The following is a 15,487-nucleotide window of genomic DNA, read 5'->3' on the forward strand; positions in this document are numbered from 1 at the left end:
GCTGAGAGCGTAGGGCAGCAAAGCAGCCAGGCTCTAGCGCTCTTCGTTTGACTTCGCTCGGAACCAGACCAAGAGCCCTGCCACCACGAGGCCGAGTCCTGCAAATCGGCCCAAGTAAAGCGCGAGAGAGTCTCTTGGCAAGAAGCCCGCAAGCAAAATCGTCGAAAGAAGAACGATTCCCCCAGAATGAGGAGGCTGAGCACAACCTTGCGCGCTCGAGTCTTACCTCGCATCACTCCTCCTTCATTGGCCTTCTAGCCGAGCGCGACTGTAACTAGCGGGTCGTCGCATACACGGACGCGCTTTGATTAGTGCTTCAGGCCATGTCCAAAAACTATGCTCATCAGCTCACATCCGGTAGGTCTTGCCGACGTGACTATCAGAAGCTGCCTCCTCACGGCCCGGAACGTCTGGTGCTTCAAAACCGATGCGTCTTGGACGGTATGGGATGTGAGGCCAGCACGTAGCCATGCCAGCCACCAGATTTTCGCCTCGCCGCCGCACAGGGGCAGCCTGCGGTCGATTCCCGTATTCAGAATGGCAGGTCATAGGTATGGTCCAGATATGGCAGACCCAACCCCCACTCCTGAAACGAAGGGTGCTCAATCAAAGAGCATCTACGGATGGCAAATCGCTAGCAGCAGCCTCCTGATCGTCTCGATGACTTGCACCGCGCTTGCTTCAGTTGGCTCGGGGATCTTCGTTGCAGCAATCGTCATCGGCCTCTCGGCAGTCGTCCTGCTGATCATTTCAGTCGTTCAGTTTCGTCGCCACAGACGGCTGTAGCTGCGCCTCTCGACGAACAGCTTCTTGCCGAGAGCCCGGACTGGATCCGTTCGCAATGTGTCTCATTACCCGAGTGCTCCATAACCCATGGGATTCGAGACGCTCGAGGTCGACTGTTCCCGCGGCGGGCGACGGTGACTTGTCTCGCATCCGGACCTGTCTCGGATCGGTACGGTTATGAGACAAGCACGTATGCCAGCCACAGTGGGATTGAGAGCGCTAGCGAATTACTGCTGGAAGATGATGTCCGCTACCGATGTCATCACCAAGACGTCTGATTCCGAGTTCTCGACGCAGCTGCGGATATCGTCGACTTTGAATCGGTCGTCAAGCGTGCCGGCCTTCATATAGAAACCGTGCGACTCGCTGAGGAGTTGTCCCACTGTGGCTTGGCCGTTTGGCCAGACGAGTGCGACCGGGTCTGCACCCTCAAGAACCCCGAATTCCGGCCAAACCACTGGAGCGGTCTTTCGTCATCTAAGGAGATCGAGACACAGGAGTCGTCGAAAACGATTGTGCCGGTCACTGGTATTGGTTCGTAGGGCGCGTCAGGAATTACCTTGGCTGACAGCATGATGGGGCTGGTTGGCGGGGAATTGGCTGGCGGTGTCGGGGACGCTGCGCAACCGGACAGCCCAAGCGCGACCACTCCAGCGCCTGCAAGCCACCTTGCGGACTTCATCATCTTGTACCCCTTAGGAGGGCTAGATCCATATCGCCACCGGTCCTATTGTGGAGCCGCCGTGGGGCTAATCGCTGGATGAGTCATCTCATCCCTTAATGTCCTGAACCAGTGGATTAGTTTCAAACGGCCCCGAACTCGGAATATAGCGAGAATGGACCCCGGTCACCACATCGCTGTAGACATGAGGGCTCTCGGTTCATCCGACTACACGACATATTCGCAGGCAGCGTCTCCAAACCAAAGCGCCTCATAAGCCATGGGATGCAAGACACCGCGCGAGCCAATCGGTGGGATAAAAGCGGATCCACCCATAAAGTCCGAGCGTCCAGAAGCTGAGGGGCTAGGCTCCCAGCAACGAAGGGTGTAGTCATGAGAGTCCTCCGCAGAGTCGGACGTGCGCTTAGCCTGGTGGTTCTCACGATCGCAAAGACCATCGGCGGCATGTCAGAGAAGAAGACCTTCGACCACGACAACGCCACGTCGGCCTACGCGCGCCGCGAGAGTTATCGGCCGTAGCAGAATCCGCTCTGGACGCTTGCGCTCGAGATGGTGCCTCGTTACCTGCGCGCCTCGAAACCTATGGGATACGAGACATAGGACATTGCCCTGCGACGCCTCGAGCGGCAGGCGACTTGTCTCAAATCTTGACCTGTCTCGCATCGGTAGGGTTATGAGACGCTGGTGAACTTTTTTCGACTCCAGCAGCAACTGGACCTTTCAGAGTGGACGCTAGCCGGTCCGACGGACATACATCAGGGGTGTGCCAACGACGAAGCACAGGATGCAGCTCCCGACCAGTGCCATTACCAGGCCGCCTTGCGGGTGCCCCTGGAAAGTGCCAATGAGAACAACAACCGCTCCAGCCAAGGCAAGAACGACGCCGCACAACACGAGCGCACCACCAAGACGAGCTGATCGAGAGAACCCCGATCGAGAGGTCCCTGCTGCAGTGATATCGCGGCCGGATCCGTCCGGCTCTCGCGGGAGCGTCGTCGGCGGTGTCAGTATCCGGTCACTGTGTCGTCTCGCAGTTTCGAAGGCCACAGGTGACGGGTGGGCGACGTAGCTGCCGGGCTGTGGGACGCCTGCGATAACCATGAAGTCATCGAATCGGTCCGGGCGAACCAGGTACATCGTGGGAACGGTCTTGTAAGTGGAGTACATGCTCAAGCCAATGTGCTGTGCCGCGAGTGCTCCCGCACGCCGTTTCAAAACTGTTCCGACGACCATTGCACCCATCACGACCGGGAGCACTCCCACGAAACCGACGACGAGTAGCGCAGCACCGTACTGCTCCGGCGCAGACACCATACGGCCTCCGAAAGTAGCCAACATGATGGTTCCGATGCCCGCTGCCACCGCCCCAAACATGATCGGGTCGGCCCTACGGCGCACTCTCGCTGCTTCCGAGCCGATTCGCTGAACCCACGCGTCGGTTTCTTCGCCCTTAGGCATTGATTTCCTCGTTTCGGCGACTGTCGAGTGCGGAGTGGCAGGTGCTCGTATGCGCGACGATTGACACCTTAGGACATGGGACGGCAATCGCATGATCGATGTGCGTGACCACCGGCTCCGGGAGGTCGCATATGCTCGGGCCATGTCGCGAAGATTTTCGCTAGCCACCCGAACAACTGTTGGCTTGATGGGCGGGCTCGTTTCAGCGTGGCTGCTGGCGGGGTGCAGCCTCCTCGAGCTGAGGACGTCGTCTCCCGACGAGGTCGAGACAGCGAACCTGCGGATCTCAGCTGATCAGATCAGCTACTCCTTCGACGGCTACTGCGGAGTCGGAGTGAAAATCGAGAACGTCAGCCCCACGCCGATCGAGTTCAACGAAAGCGACCTTGCAGTCTTCGACGGCTCAAGCTCGACCGAGTGGGATCTTCCCTTTGGCGGTCGCGCCGGATCAGTGACGCCGGAGCACCGAGGTTATGCAATCGGCGAGTTCCCCTCGATCATCGAGCCGGGCGGCACCGCTACGGATGCCTTCGTCGTGTACTGCAAGGAAGGCAACACGTACACAGTCACCGTCGCCTCATTCGACGGCGACAGCGCCTCATTCGATTTCACCAGCACGCCAGGCGGTTGACATGGGCGCAACTACGATCGGGCTCCAGCGGGCTCCTGCTGGTCGTCGTCCTGTGCATCTGCGCCGGGCTGTTGTTCGGCGTATAGGTGCCGGGTTGTTGCGTATGGGTATCCGCGTGCGGGCGCCGACTCCTTCTCTGAGCCCTTGAAGTGAACCTATTCCGTGCGCTCGCGGATGCGCATACGGGCGAGTATCCCGAAATGGGGGCAGAACGCGAGGATCGGGGACCAGAAGTGGATGGAGCTTGCCATTACAGTCGCAAAAGGAGCCGTGTTGTTCTTTCGCCCGGACAGAGGAGGACGATCAGACGACCCGCTCCGTTGTTCCAACGCCAATGCAACTGCGGATAGGACCTGATGCGGATCGACTGCGCACCTTCGCCAGGCGACTAGGCATGTTCAGCGTCGTTGGCTAGAGACCCTAGATACCCCGTCTGTCCGTTTCGTTCAAAGGATTCGCCGTATGCGCACGACCCGGACTGGCCGCATCGCCCTCACGCCGGGTGTTTTGCTCGTCATCGTGGTCCTCAGCGGATGCACCGCGGGGCGCCCGATAGAACCGTCAGCGTCAGTCGCACCAACACCAGCGGCAGCGAGCGTGTACACCTGCGACGACATTGCCGCCCTCGATGACGTGGCACCCGTTTTCGTCACCGCCGACGGAACCGCGCCGACCCCGGTTGCCGCGATCCAGCCAGCGCTTAACCTCATTGACTACGCCGTGCCAGCCCTGGGCGGTCTGTCCTGCTCCTGGCGGGTCGGCCCGGCGGCAACCACTCCGTTGTACGACCCCGTCGATTTCGACTGGGCTTACGTCAGCGTCAAGGTAGTTCCCGGCGGCGCCGACTCCTGGGCGCCCAACACGGTGGGCGACGACGCCTTATCGGTCGGCGACGGCCCTTTCGACACCGCGATGACCATCGGAGGCATTGAAGCGGCGACCGGGTGCGGCTACGACACCGGCTGCTTCATCAGCGCGCCGGTCGGCGATGCCTGGGTCGAAATCGTGTTGAGCACGAACTGGATCCAACGCGACGGTTGGTATTTCTCCGGGCTGACGCCCGACGCGATCCTGGCGCAGATGCAGCCGCTCGCGGCATCCGTTTTCACCGCTCTGACGGATGCTCAGCCCGGCCAGTTGGTCTGGCCGACGGTCGATCTGGTCGAACACGAACCGGACTGCACCCGCGCGCTCGGGTCGGAGGGCATCGCCACGGCCCTCGGCGTCGACTCGCTCGACTACGAAGTCCGGTCCGTATCAAGCGGCTCGACCTCCTTCGAAAACTACGTGTCGCAGCGGTCCGAGGTATTCAACTGCGCTGTGCAGGCCGACGGCGTCCCGGTCGACTTGATCGCCGCCGGGGTTCTGGGTACGTCGGTCACGGTCGGTTACGACCTGGCCGGACTCGTCGACACGATGGTCTCCACACCAGACAGCCAGGCCCTGCCGACGATTGCGCTGAAGGGCGCGGTCGAGGGTGAGCACGCCGTGCAGATGTGCTCCGACATAACACCGTTCTGCATCGTGATCTTCTCACTCGGCCAGTCGGCCTACCAGGTCGCGTCGAACAGCGACACGGTGGCTATCGCCGAAGCGATCATCGCCCACACCCGCTAGTGGTCATGTTTGCAAGTTCGTCGAGGGTTATTGACTGTCCGGCACCGCGCCACTGTCAATGGACGACAGCCCCCATCGCCTGACTGGCAAAAGAGACCTTAGATGCACCTTCTGTCCGTTCATTCAAAGGATTCGCCGCATGCTCAAGACCCGGACTGACCGCATAGCCCTCACCGCGCTGCTGATGCTGCCCACTCTCGCGCTCGTAGGATGCGCCGAAGGGGCCGCCGAGGCTCCGGAGCCCACTGTGGCCAGCGCACCCGCGTCGAGCTCGACCCCGACTGCAACCCCCCAAGCCGAAGCGGCGGAACCTGTGTGGCCAAACGACCGGTGTCAGGACGAACAGCTCGCCGCTGAGCTTGTGGAGCGTCCCGCGCTTTCTACAGCGACCCGGGAGGGGCTCGCGATCGTGCTCACGAACGTGTCGGAGCAATCCTGCTCCTACTACGGGGGACCAGGAGTGCTGTTGCTCGGCGCCGACGGCACCAATCTGGCCAGCCGTGACGACAAGATATTGGGCCCCATCGAGCCGGAGGCCGGGACGCTCGCCCCGGGCGAGTCGGCCCAGGTGGAAGCGCTCCTCACGTACGTCGCCACGTACGACTGCACGCCGGCGACCGTGACGACCATCCGGGTGCTCGTCACATCGGACGGTGCTGGCCCGGGCATCGACGCGCCAGCCGATCTGCAGGTCTGCGGCGATGCTTGGACCGACTTCACGGTCGGGTCACTCGTTCCTGCATCCTGACTCCGCCGGATGCCGCGCTGCGCTCGGCAGGCAGTCGTCCTGTCGAGACTGCACATCTGAAGCACTGTCTCGTTACTCATGTGTGTCATATCCCATGGGTTACGTGACGCAGCTAGTCAGCGTCCCATGCCCGTTTTGGTGGGGAGTTGGAGTATGCCCACAGCACCATACTCATCATGAACGCAAGAACGCCACTCCCCATCAAGCCCATCGCGGGCACTACCAGGTACGGACTGAAAGTGCTCCTCTCCGGCATTAAATATATCCAGAGTCCGCATGAGAACCCAGTGGCGGAGACGAGCAGTGCGGTCGGGCCGAACCGCAAGAAATGCCAGAGGACTCCGCGTGGTGGGGTTTCGGTGTTTGCTAAGCGGTTGTTCATGTGCTGGGCGAGAAGCCACCAAGTGAATATTGCCGGGGTGAGGGTCAATGAGATAGCGAGGACGAGCCAGAACACAACTGAACCAACGGGAGACTCCACTGGATCCACCGAATCACTACCCTCCTCGTGCCATCGCACTATGTGCAAACCCTCGCTGAGCGTACAAAAAAGTCATCTGGCCCGAGCACGAACTAAGACGAGATGTCTCGTATCTTATGTGCCTCGTATCCCATGGGTTTCGAGACAAAGGAGACCGCCTGTGCGGCGATCGAGCTGCAGGTCATTTGTCTCGCATCTGGACCTGTCTCGAATCCGTAGGGTTGCGAGACACAGATCGTTGCCGTGAGAGCAGCGCTGCGAATCGCCGCGAAACGAAACTGGTCAACCGTCAGGTTTGCGAGTAGTTGCGTTCCTTTCGGAGCGAAGTGTGCGCAATTATCAGAGGGCTAATGGGCACGCAATTCGGCCTTCTGGCTTCGGCCGCGATGTTCGACCCAAACCATCACACTGCTATCGCGACGATCAAACAGCTGTAGGCCGACATCGAGATCATCTCCGCACCACTGCAGGGGGCTGGGCTCGTCTGCCCAAACTCGCTCGGACGAGCCAAGAATCTGAGAGAGTGAAAAGGTCAACGACTCATACACCTCCTTGGTTTCCGCATTGTTTGAATCGGCGGCCGAGGCTATAAAAAAAACTACTCCTGTAGGCTCACCGTCTAATGTCGACAAGGATGCTTGATCTATCCCAGGAGGAGGCTCTAGCTCGCGCTGGACCACACCAGGTGACAGCTCCTCACCCGGTCCGTTACGCATTGAAAACCCCAGCCTCCACAGCTCGTCGGCCGTCGCCTTTTCGCTTTCGAGCCACCCTCCTTCGAGTAACGACGAGATGATCTTCAGAGCCTGCTCTGTATCCATGTCATCAACCATGGCCCAACGCGGACACATTTGGACCTGTCTCGCATCCGTAGGGTTACGAGACGCCTCAACCGCGGCATTCCAACCGACCCGGGATTGACTACTGCCCAGATTCAGCGCCGCAGTCAGGCTCGCCGTGGGGAACTTGCGAATAGGAAGCTATCTTCCTATAGCTGCACCTATGGCACGCAGACGACCAGGCACTTTGTTTCCGATCGAGGTTGACATTCTCGAGAGCGGGCTCGCGCTCCAAGCGAGCGAGGGCAGTTTCTACGGCTTCGCGCTGGCAAAACATCTCGCCTCCCGTGATGGTTCCGCCCTCACCGGGCACGGGACGCTGTACAAAGCGCTCGCTCGGATAATCGAAGCAGGTGTCCTCGAGGCCAGCTGGGAAGACCCAGCCCGTGCTGAAATCGAAGGGCGGCCACGACGTCGGCTGTACACAGTGACAGCCGAGGGCTCACGCGCACTGGAGAAAGCTCAGGCGGAGACGAGCCGTCAAGTGGCACAGGTACCTCGAATCACGCAGACAGGGGCGACCTTCGCATGAGTGTCCTCACATCCGCGCCGTACCACCACGCTGTTGCCCGTGTCGCTCGCTGGTGCTCGTGGTACACCCGACACGTTGATCCCCGGGCCGCCGAGAGCCGGCGGGATGAACTTGCGTCAGACCTGTACGAACACGCTATCTGGGCCGATGAAGTAGGGGCCACACCAAAGTCGGTGGCGCGCGCCATTCTCAGCCGCGCAGTGAGAGGCGCGCCAGCAGACCTAACCTGGCGTCGCGCACAACGCAGGAGACTCGCCCTCGCCGACCCGGTCGGCTTTCGAGTGAAGCGGGTCGACGGCGTTGTGTCTGCGCTCGTTCTGATCGTGGCCTGCACAGTCTTGGGTTGGGGGATCTTCGTCCTCGCGCGGATTGCGCTCACCGTGGGTGCGGAACAGATCCGGCCGAACTCAGTCACGTCCTTAACACTCGCCGCCTTCACCGTCCTCGCCATCGGTGGGGTGGCGCTGCTATCCCGCTCACGAACACGCGCTCTGGGCGCAATGATCATGGTGCTTCCGAGTATCGGCCTTGTCCATTTGGGTCTTTTCCAGCTGTACTCCCTCAGCGCCACCGTGGGAGCCCTGACCTTCACCATGCCGGGCTGGGAACTCGCCAGCAACAGCCTCATCGCCGCGTTCAGCCTGTTCTTCGTCGCGGCAGCCCTCTGGTCATGGCCCCAACAGCGCAACTCCCCCACTAGCACCGGCACCCGACTCAAAACCCTTGGAGAGATGGCCCGATGAAAAAGAAACTCGCACTCGGACTCGCCCTGATCGGAGCCACATCGCTGGCGCTCTCGCTGACGGTCTTTGCGATGGGAGCCGCGGCGACACTGAACCCCACGGCCACCAACTCGCCATCCGCACAGCCGCCAGAAACCTCACCGGCACCAGTTAGTGACGTTGTTCCCACTCCGACCGTGTCCCCGGCCGCACCTGCCGGGGAAACGAGCGAGGTCGCCGACAGCGCCGATCCATTTACATCAGACAAATTCATGGCCCTGACCCCCGACGAACGGGCCAACGGTAGGGATTGGATAGAAACACAGACGATCACCGCCGCCTGCATGAAAGACCAGGGATACGCCTACACATTCGAACCGTACTGGGAGAGAGCGCCCGGCGTCATGCCAGAGTCATGGGAGAGCACGCTTCCGAACAGCCAGCAAGCGGGAGCCCGCCTCGCGCTCGACGGCGACACTGGCGGCGGCGCGGACTACCACTGGGACGAAGCCGGATGCTATGGCTACGCGGTACACGTCATGGGCAACGACAACGCGCATTGACCCCACCAGCCATCCCTTAAGAGAACAACGTGGCAGCCACGCTGCGCTCGATATGGAGAATAGGCTCGCCGCAGCATTGGGCAGCCTGCCTACGGTGGGGATCAGTATCGCCCAAATTATGGCCGCTACATCCTGATTTCAAGACCCCGTCCTGAGACAGCGGAACGATTGAAAACGATCAGTTTCGAGGGATTACGGAAACCTACAAGCGGCGCCCCTGCCGGCGCTGAACTTCCGATTCCATCACGACGTCAGGAATGGATGATGGTGGATGCGTCAGCTTCCAGAGAACGAGTAGCTTCCTCGCCTCTCGGGGTGAGTCGGACAGCTCGACTGGTGGCCATCCTTGCCACCCAGTTGTTCGCCTCGAGAACCTCTAGCACCTGCGCTCCAAGTTGCCCGCCCGCGTGCGGGCGTCTGCCGCTCCAGTCGAGGCAGCCACGCGTCCAGGGGCGACGACCTTCCGGTGCTCGCAATCCCAGCGTTTCGACGATAACTCCGTGCGGGAACGGCTGCGGAGCATTTGCGACGATGCCTACGGTGAGGGTCGGCGTGATGCCCGCGGCAACCAGTAGATCGGTGAATCGCAGCCCAAGATCCCCGGCCAGGTGGTCGTAGCAGGTCCGAGCGGATCGAAGATCCGCCGAGATGGTCGACTGGCGAAGGGAACGCACCTGACGTGTCGGGCTTACCGCTTGCAGGGCTTCGATCGCGCGGGCGACGTCCTCGTTCGCCAGGCGGTAGAACCTGTTCCGCCCACGATTCTCAACCTCAATGAGACCTGCCCCCATCAGGACGTGAAGGTGTTCGCTCGCTGTCGAGGGAGAGACCCCCGCGATGCGTGCGAGCTCCCCCGCGGGTATTTGCCGGTTGCCGAGGAGAGCAGAGGCGATGAGCCCACGAGCGGAATCACCCAACGCGCGCGCTGGCACGGAAACGTCAGGCTCACCATCCATGCTTCTATGCTGCCCCAAGCACCTCACGAGCGCGGACCGGATCGTCGACCACGAGCACCTTCCGGTTGTCGTGGTCGCTGTACTGAAGCTGAAGCGTGACACCCGCATCAATCAACCGCTTCATCATTCGACCCAAGGCTCCGGGGACATCGGCATCCAACTCTGCGAGAACAACGGGTCGAACGATGACGGTTCCCCATCCAGCGTCCGCAAGGGCACGAACCGCGGTGTCAGCGTCCTCGATCAGGTAGTGCGCCACTCCCGACCACATGCCGCCCCCTTCGAGACTGACGCCGGCTTGACCGAGTGCGTGCCCGATCTGCATGAGCGATTCCGCACCGCCGGGCGCCATCACTTCGATATCGAACATCACACGACCTCGATGGAGGGCTCAACGATGACCTCAGTCGACAGACTGTTGGCGATGTAGCACTGCGCGTGCGCCTTGTGGACCAGCCGCTCCACCCGCTCGACGCTCGCACCCGCAACGACGATGTGCGGGCGAAGAACGATCCGGGTCAAGCGCATCGGCCGGCCACTCGTCGGCATCTCACCCACAGCGCTACCGCGATACTCGACCACGTCCACACCGCCGAGAGCCGCGACGGCGAGAAACGACAGAAGCTGACACGAACTCACCGCCGCGACGACCAGTTGCTCGGGATTGGGCAGAGATGAGTCGCCACGGAAGTCGGCGTCCGCACTCATCGCCAATCGCGTCCCCGCGACCGTCACATCGTGTCGCCGGTCGTAGCTGTCATAATCCTGCGTCCGGCCGCGCCAGTCCACCATCGTTTCGTATGTATGCGTCGTCATGAGATGAACCTACGTCCGAATTACTTCGGCATGCGCCGAAGCATGAATGACCTCAAGTCAGGTACTTGGACCGAACCGATCTACCCCGCGCCTCTGTGACTTAAAGCGAACCGCAGTGGGCCACAGCAGTCCGCCAGCACTGGCAGACGGGCCGAAACTCCGCCCCGAAACCGATCGTTCGGTAACTCGGTTTCGATACGGGCCACGTTTACGGTCGCAGCGCAGCGCACCCGGGAGAAGCCTCCCGTAAACGATGGGATAAGAGACGTGGGAAATCGCCCACACTTGCGACGAGCGGCACCTCACTTGTCTCACATCTTGACCTGTCTCGCATCGGTAGGGACATGACACGCTAGATCGTGCTGTAGATAGGGCACCCTTTCGGGCATATAACTCGGGCGGGGTAAACGGGCATCCCGATAACGACGCGGGCACTGCATCGCGACCAACGTTGAGGCGCCCGGTGGCCGACCGTCTTACGGGCGGTCGGAGATTGGATATGCCATCGCTGTGAAATGAGGGCGCTCGGGATCAAGGATTTCTTTGAACCCAGCTCGCCGGTAGGCCTTCACTGCAGGTTCGTTGTCCGTCACGACTGCCAGACGGACTTCGCTTATTCCGAGGCCCCGAGCTTTCTCGATTACAGCCCGGGTGAGAGCCTGTCCCAGGCCTTGTCCTCGGTATCGGGGGTCGATAATCACCCTTCCCAGGCGGGCCGCACGACCTTGCATGGTGAGGTCGAAATGTCCCCACGCGGCCTGATGTTCGTCATCTGCTGCCATCCAAGCGCTCAGACCTGGTCTCTTTGCGAGCTCTTCGAACTGTCCCACGGTAGGCGGCCAAACCAGGCTCGGACCGGCGAATAGGTACAACGCGGCGGCGTCGGGCACCCACTCCACAAGACGCGCATAGTCGGCAGCAGTTACAGGACGGGTCACAACCATGTCAAAGACAATAGTGTGCCTGTCATCGGTGCGCGCTGGGGGGATCGGCAAACGGGCATCTGCGCGGTCCTCACTAAGACTCCCGGTGTCTCGTAGCCGATCTCTCTCGTAACGTGGGATACAAGCCAGTGAGCTCGATCATGACAACCGCAAAAGCTGCACTGACGCGGCCGATCCGGTCAGCTACCTAGGGAGATGTGGCCCGCCGCCCAGCGTGCTGAACCTCAGTCGAGAACGCGCCATTCGCGTACGAACTCCTCGACGGTCTTGGTTTCGAGGTCGCGGCGCACGGTGTCCAAGAGGACGTGGGGGTCGCCGACGTCAGCGGCAGTGCGTAGAACCTCGGCCCCGCCCGCGCGCCGGCGGATGACAAGGTCGGCATCGACGTCGACGTCACCCCATGCTGCGCGAACCAATGCCCACGCCCGACGAAGTAGGAGTCGAGTGCGCGTGCCCGATGGCTCCTCGAGCTCTGCGATGAGGTGGTTTGAGGCGCGTTCCATTCCAATATCTTGTCGCATAGCGGAGCGCCCCTGTCAGTCGGACGTGTCTTGCAACCTCAGCGTGTCGGAACCCATGACATGTGAGACACAGAGTGCCCTCGCCTGAGCCGCGAGAGGCGCGGCGTCGGAATGCAGAGCGGCGATACCCTCGACATCATGAGACCACTCGCCCAGACTTACGCATCCGCCGGCCTTGCCTTGATTCTGGTCACCGGTCTCTCCGGATGCGTTGCTCCAACTCAACCCGAGACGGGCACCAAGAACGAATTGGCAACCTGCGACGAAATTCTGCCGGGAAAATTGCCTCAGGACCTCTTCGGGAGATCCGCCACGGTCGTGCAACTCCACGAAAAGGAGCCTGACGCAGTCGACCCCCTCGTCGACAAAATGGTTACCGATGGCATAGCCTGCGGGGGCCTCCTCAACGAAACCGTGATGTCCGATGGCGCTGTGGTCATTGGCCAACTGGCGATGGATGAGAATCAGTGGTCCGCGACTCAGTCCAAGTTCACCGAGGACGGTCATGAGGTGGCCGATGAGATCGTCCAAGGATGGGTGTACGTGTCTAAGCCCGGCGCCGACCCGACACTTGGCAGCGGCTTCGCTTGGCGCGACGGGGTGCTCTACTACGTACAAAATCCCTTCTTGCTTGCGCTCGTGTCACCCTTCGCTTCAGAATTCGCCGAGAATGCCCCTGCGTCATGACCGTTTGAGGAACGGAACAGACAGCGGTTCTTGCAACAGGCGAGCCAGAACGCGGCGCTGTGGCTATGGAAGGTTTCCGGTTGAAGCGGTGAGGTCGGCCAGGGTCGGCTCGGCCCGCCTGGCGAGGACTTGTCTCGTTGGTTCCGCTCTGACAGCAGGTGACCGACGGCATAAAATCCGGTTGCTACTCGTTCGCGGCATAGGCGTAATCAGTCACTGCCCGTGCCTTTAGATCAGAAGAGGCTGGTCGCGCTGATCCACGACACGTTGTAGGTAGCGGGGGTGTTGCATACGGTGACGGGGCTTTCCAGCGTTATGGTCCGCGACGAATCCCAGTTGGGTGGACTCACTTTGGCCACATCGGCGACGGCGGTGGCACAGTCGTACGCTCCGGCATTGCTGAAATGGATGGTGCTGTAAGCAGACGCTCCAGGAGCGAGTTGCACCACCTCCGGCATGCCGCTGTCCGCCGCGCGCTTCCCAACGACTGCCCCCGTAGCGCTGTCCGCGAGGTTGAAGATGGAAGGCGGTCCCTCAACCAAACAGTCGTCGCCGCTGGTGTTAGTAAACGTGATCTCGGAGAAGAACGAACCGGCTCCGCTGGCCATCGGCTGTGCGGCGATGGAGATATCCAGGTCGTCTCCGCCACACTCAGCGGCTTCGCCGGGGATCGGCGTCACATCCGGGTCAATTGCGGTGACCGATGCTTCGTCAGTGGGCTCGGACTCCACTGGATCAGGCGCTTCGGGCGAAGCGGAAGCAAAAGAGGGCGACGGCGTCGAAGGCTCTGCCTCACCGCTCACCTGGCCAGCACACCCAGTCAGAAAGAAAATGACGGCTATTCCGGAGCAGAGTGCAGAAGTTCTCTTCATGATCTTCCTCGAAGGGTCGTGGTGTCAGTTGATGCATGCGCCTGCGGTGTACGACTTCTGGGCGGCGGTCTCGGGTGATGGGTCCTAGAGGTACGTTATCTATGACACCCCCACGTGTCTCGTAATCCTCGTGTCTTAAAACCCATGGGATACGAGACGGTGGTGTCGATGCAGATGACAGCCACACGAGCGTCTCATCTCTAGACGAGTGACGGCCCGTGGTGACCAATTGCGACGGCGGGGCGTCTCGTTTCCCTAGGGTTTCGAGACACCGGGCGACGTTCTCGAGCTCGTTCGCAATACATTCCGTCATTGGCGGCGCTGGCGCTGCTAGGTTCACGACATGCTCCGCATTCGACAGGCACGTTGGAAAATTGCGTACGTTGTCGCCAGCAGCATCTTGCTCGCGCTCAATGGTCTGTTTTTCGTCTCCCTGCTTCCGTGGCAGGCCGGCTGGGTGATCGCACTTCTTATCCTGTTAGCTCGCGGTGGAACACGATCCTTCCGAGGTGCGGGCGAATCTCTCGCGGCACCCCGCGCCCGGTGGCGGATGACCTCTCGGCCTCGATCTGGCTTCGTTGTTGGCTCGCTATTTGTCCTCAGTTCTGCCACTAACGTCTACTCCGCGTTCTCCATGCCAACGAGCCTCACGTCCTTCCTCTGGAGGATGTCTTGAAGTTTCGACGTGACTACGTGAACAGCATCCCTCCGGAAGCGGCGCTGGTACTGCTCACGATCCGCGGATTCCTTTTGTGGCTGGTCCTTCCGATTGGGTTTGTCGCGTGGCTCACCTACTTCCGTTGGGCTCAGTCGGCGTCGCTGGGGCAATGTCTGGGATGGTTCGACCTCAACCTCGTGGCGTTCCTGCAGCGTCTCCTGAAACGCTTCATCCCTCGTGCAACTGTGCGGCAGATATCTAGCCGACAGATGTCAGCAGTAACCCACCGCGTCACATCAATGAGCTTGTTGTAACAGCCTTGAGGCACCGCCGGGAGAAGGCGACTTTGTCCCACTCGTCCGACGAGGGATGGCCCGACAGATTGTTTGTTCACTCAGTGGCAAAGCAGGCTATGTCAGGGACCCGTAACTCAGGTGTCGAGTAGCTTCATAAGCCGGGTCGTGACGCTCCATGTCCGCACGGTCATCTGCTGGAACATGGGCATTGCATAGAGCCGTTGGATACGGGTTGTGGTCGCCAGAGCGGCGACGCGGGAGAAGTAGAGCGCTCCCGGGCCGATCGCAACCGAATCGACTCCTTCGCGCAGCTCGGGTAGCCCAGCGAAAGCAGCTTCGGCCGTGAGCGGAAGCTTGAGGAAGAACACGTCGCTGCGCAATTGATCCGAGCCGTGATTGGTCGGTGCTTGCGCGACGGTCGCGGTCAGTTCTTGGTGCGAACGAATCAAGACGAGGATCGGGAGGCCAAAACGGTCGTGGAGAATGTCCTGGATCGAGTTTTCAAGTTCGATTCCCACACCGTCTGCTGCGAACAGGACGTTGCCGCTTTGGCCATAAGTGCTGACCTTCGTGAAGCCGGCCGCTCGAAATGACGTCGCAACGTCGCTCATTGCGATCAGGTTGTGACCGCCGACGTTGATTCCACGCAGGAGCGCCACGAACGAAGTCACTGCACAC

At 60.9% G+C, this 15,487-nt stretch carries 18 protein-coding genes; 10 read left to right on the plus strand and 8 right to left on the minus strand.

Annotated elements, in window-relative coordinates:
• Window positions 1-564: 564 nt before the first annotated feature.
• The 6 genes from DOE79_RS20445 to DOE79_RS06740 all read left to right on the plus strand — a co-directional run bounded on the left by DOE79_RS20445 (window position 565) and on the right by DOE79_RS06740 (window position 5,922).
• Window positions 565-786, plus strand: a complete 222-nt coding sequence (locus tag DOE79_RS20445; RefSeq protein WP_162942629.1) for a hypothetical protein — start codon at window positions 565-567, stop codon at window positions 784-786.
• Between the two features lie 1,054 nt (window positions 787-1,840).
• Entirely contained in the window at window positions 1,841-1,987 is a 147-nt protein-coding gene (locus tag DOE79_RS20450) for a hypothetical protein (protein ID WP_162942630.1), read from the plus strand.
• Between the two features lie 165 nt (window positions 1,988-2,152).
• Window positions 2,153-2,386, plus strand: a complete 234-nt coding sequence (locus tag DOE79_RS20455; protein WP_162942631.1) for a hypothetical protein — start codon at window positions 2,153-2,155, stop codon at window positions 2,384-2,386.
• A gap of 727 nt (window positions 2,387-3,113) precedes the next feature.
• Entirely contained in the window at window positions 3,114-3,557 is a 444-nt protein-coding gene (locus tag DOE79_RS06730) for a hypothetical protein (RefSeq protein WP_120337822.1), read from the plus strand.
• 462 nt (window positions 3,558-4,019) lie between these two features.
• A complete protein-coding gene (locus DOE79_RS06735) occupies window positions 4,020-5,174 on the plus strand; it encodes a hypothetical protein (RefSeq protein ID WP_162942632.1) in 1,155 nt (384 codons plus the stop codon).
• A gap of 139 nt (window positions 5,175-5,313) precedes the next feature.
• The gene (locus DOE79_RS06740) at window positions 5,314-5,922 is read left to right on the plus strand and encodes a DUF4232 domain-containing protein (protein ID WP_162942633.1); all 609 of its coding nucleotides are present in this window, start codon (window positions 5,314-5,316) and stop codon (window positions 5,920-5,922) included.
• 828 nt (window positions 5,923-6,750) lie between these two features.
• Here DOE79_RS06740 and DOE79_RS20460 read toward each other — a convergent pair.
• Window positions 6,751-7,236 carry a hypothetical protein gene (locus DOE79_RS20460; protein ID WP_162942634.1) on the minus strand — a complete coding sequence of 162 codons (486 nt, stop codon included), beginning with the start codon at window positions 7,234-7,236 and terminating at the stop codon, window positions 6,751-6,753.
• Between the two features lie 169 nt (window positions 7,237-7,405).
• Here DOE79_RS20460 and DOE79_RS21125 point away from each other — a divergent pair, with 169 nt between their 5' ends.
• The 3 genes from DOE79_RS21125 (at window position 7,406) to DOE79_RS20465 (ending at window position 9,059) form a co-directional block, all read left to right on the plus strand.
• The gene (locus DOE79_RS21125) at window positions 7,406-7,774 is read left to right on the plus strand and encodes a PadR family transcriptional regulator (protein ID WP_120337826.1); all 369 of its coding nucleotides are present in this window, start codon (window positions 7,406-7,408) and stop codon (window positions 7,772-7,774) included.
• A 281-nt stretch (window positions 7,775-8,055) separates the two neighbouring features.
• Window positions 8,056-8,517 carry a hypothetical protein gene (locus tag DOE79_RS06755; RefSeq protein WP_120337827.1) on the plus strand — a complete coding sequence of 154 codons (462 nt, stop codon included), beginning with the start codon at window positions 8,056-8,058 and terminating at the stop codon, window positions 8,515-8,517.
• Window positions 8,514-9,059, plus strand: coding sequence for a hypothetical protein (locus tag DOE79_RS20465; RefSeq protein ID WP_162942635.1), 546 nt, complete (start codon window positions 8,514-8,516; stop codon window positions 9,057-9,059). Before DOE79_RS06755 ends, DOE79_RS20465 begins: the two co-directional genes overlap by 4 nt.
• 251 nt (window positions 9,060-9,310) lie before the next feature.
• Here the strand turns inward: DOE79_RS20465 and DOE79_RS06765 are convergent, their stop codons facing one another.
• From DOE79_RS06765 to DOE79_RS06785, 5 genes are all read right to left on the minus strand, one after another.
• On the minus strand, window positions 9,311-10,015 hold the full coding sequence (locus tag DOE79_RS06765; RefSeq protein ID WP_162942636.1) for an ArsR/SmtB family transcription factor: 705 nt from the start codon (window positions 10,013-10,015) through the stop codon (window positions 9,311-9,313).
• Between the two features lie 4 nt (window positions 10,016-10,019).
• Window positions 10,020-10,385, minus strand: a complete 366-nt coding sequence (locus DOE79_RS06770) for an amino acid-binding ACT domain-containing protein (RefSeq protein ID WP_120337830.1) — start codon at window positions 10,383-10,385, stop codon at window positions 10,020-10,022.
• The gene (locus tag DOE79_RS06775) at window positions 10,385-10,831 is read right to left on the minus strand and encodes an OsmC family protein (RefSeq protein ID WP_120337831.1); all 447 of its coding nucleotides are present in this window, start codon (window positions 10,829-10,831) and stop codon (window positions 10,385-10,387) included. Before DOE79_RS06775 ends, DOE79_RS06770 begins: the two co-directional genes overlap by 1 nt.
• Before the next feature lie 476 nt (window positions 10,832-11,307).
• On the minus strand, window positions 11,308-11,775 hold the full coding sequence (locus DOE79_RS21130) for a GNAT family N-acetyltransferase (RefSeq protein WP_120337832.1): 468 nt from the start codon (window positions 11,773-11,775) through the stop codon (window positions 11,308-11,310).
• A gap of 224 nt (window positions 11,776-11,999) precedes the next feature.
• Window positions 12,000-12,278, minus strand: coding sequence for a hypothetical protein (locus DOE79_RS06785; protein WP_120337833.1), 279 nt, complete (start codon window positions 12,276-12,278; stop codon window positions 12,000-12,002).
• 156 nt (window positions 12,279-12,434) lie between these two features.
• On the opposite strand from DOE79_RS06785, the gene DOE79_RS06790 reads away from it, so the two are divergent.
• Window positions 12,435-12,983 (plus strand): hypothetical protein, encoded by a 549-nt coding sequence (locus DOE79_RS06790; protein ID WP_162942637.1) that lies wholly within the window; start codon window positions 12,435-12,437, stop codon window positions 12,981-12,983.
• Between the two features lie 233 nt (window positions 12,984-13,216).
• On the opposite strand, the gene DOE79_RS06795 is transcribed toward DOE79_RS06790, so the two are convergent.
• A complete protein-coding gene (locus DOE79_RS06795; protein ID WP_120337835.1) occupies window positions 13,217-13,855 on the minus strand; it encodes a DUF4232 domain-containing protein in 639 nt (212 codons plus the stop codon).
• A 1,088-nt stretch (window positions 13,856-14,943) separates the two neighbouring features.
• Complete coding sequence (locus tag DOE79_RS06805; protein WP_120337837.1) at window positions 14,944-15,480, minus strand: DUF1697 domain-containing protein; 537 nt, start codon at window positions 15,478-15,480, stop codon at window positions 14,944-14,946.
• Window positions 15,481-15,487: the final 7 nt, after the last annotated feature.

This window comes from Cryobacterium soli, assembly GCF_003611035.1.
In the GTDB taxonomy this organism is placed as follows: domain Bacteria; phylum Actinomycetota; class Actinomycetes; order Actinomycetales; family Microbacteriaceae; genus Cryobacterium; species Cryobacterium soli.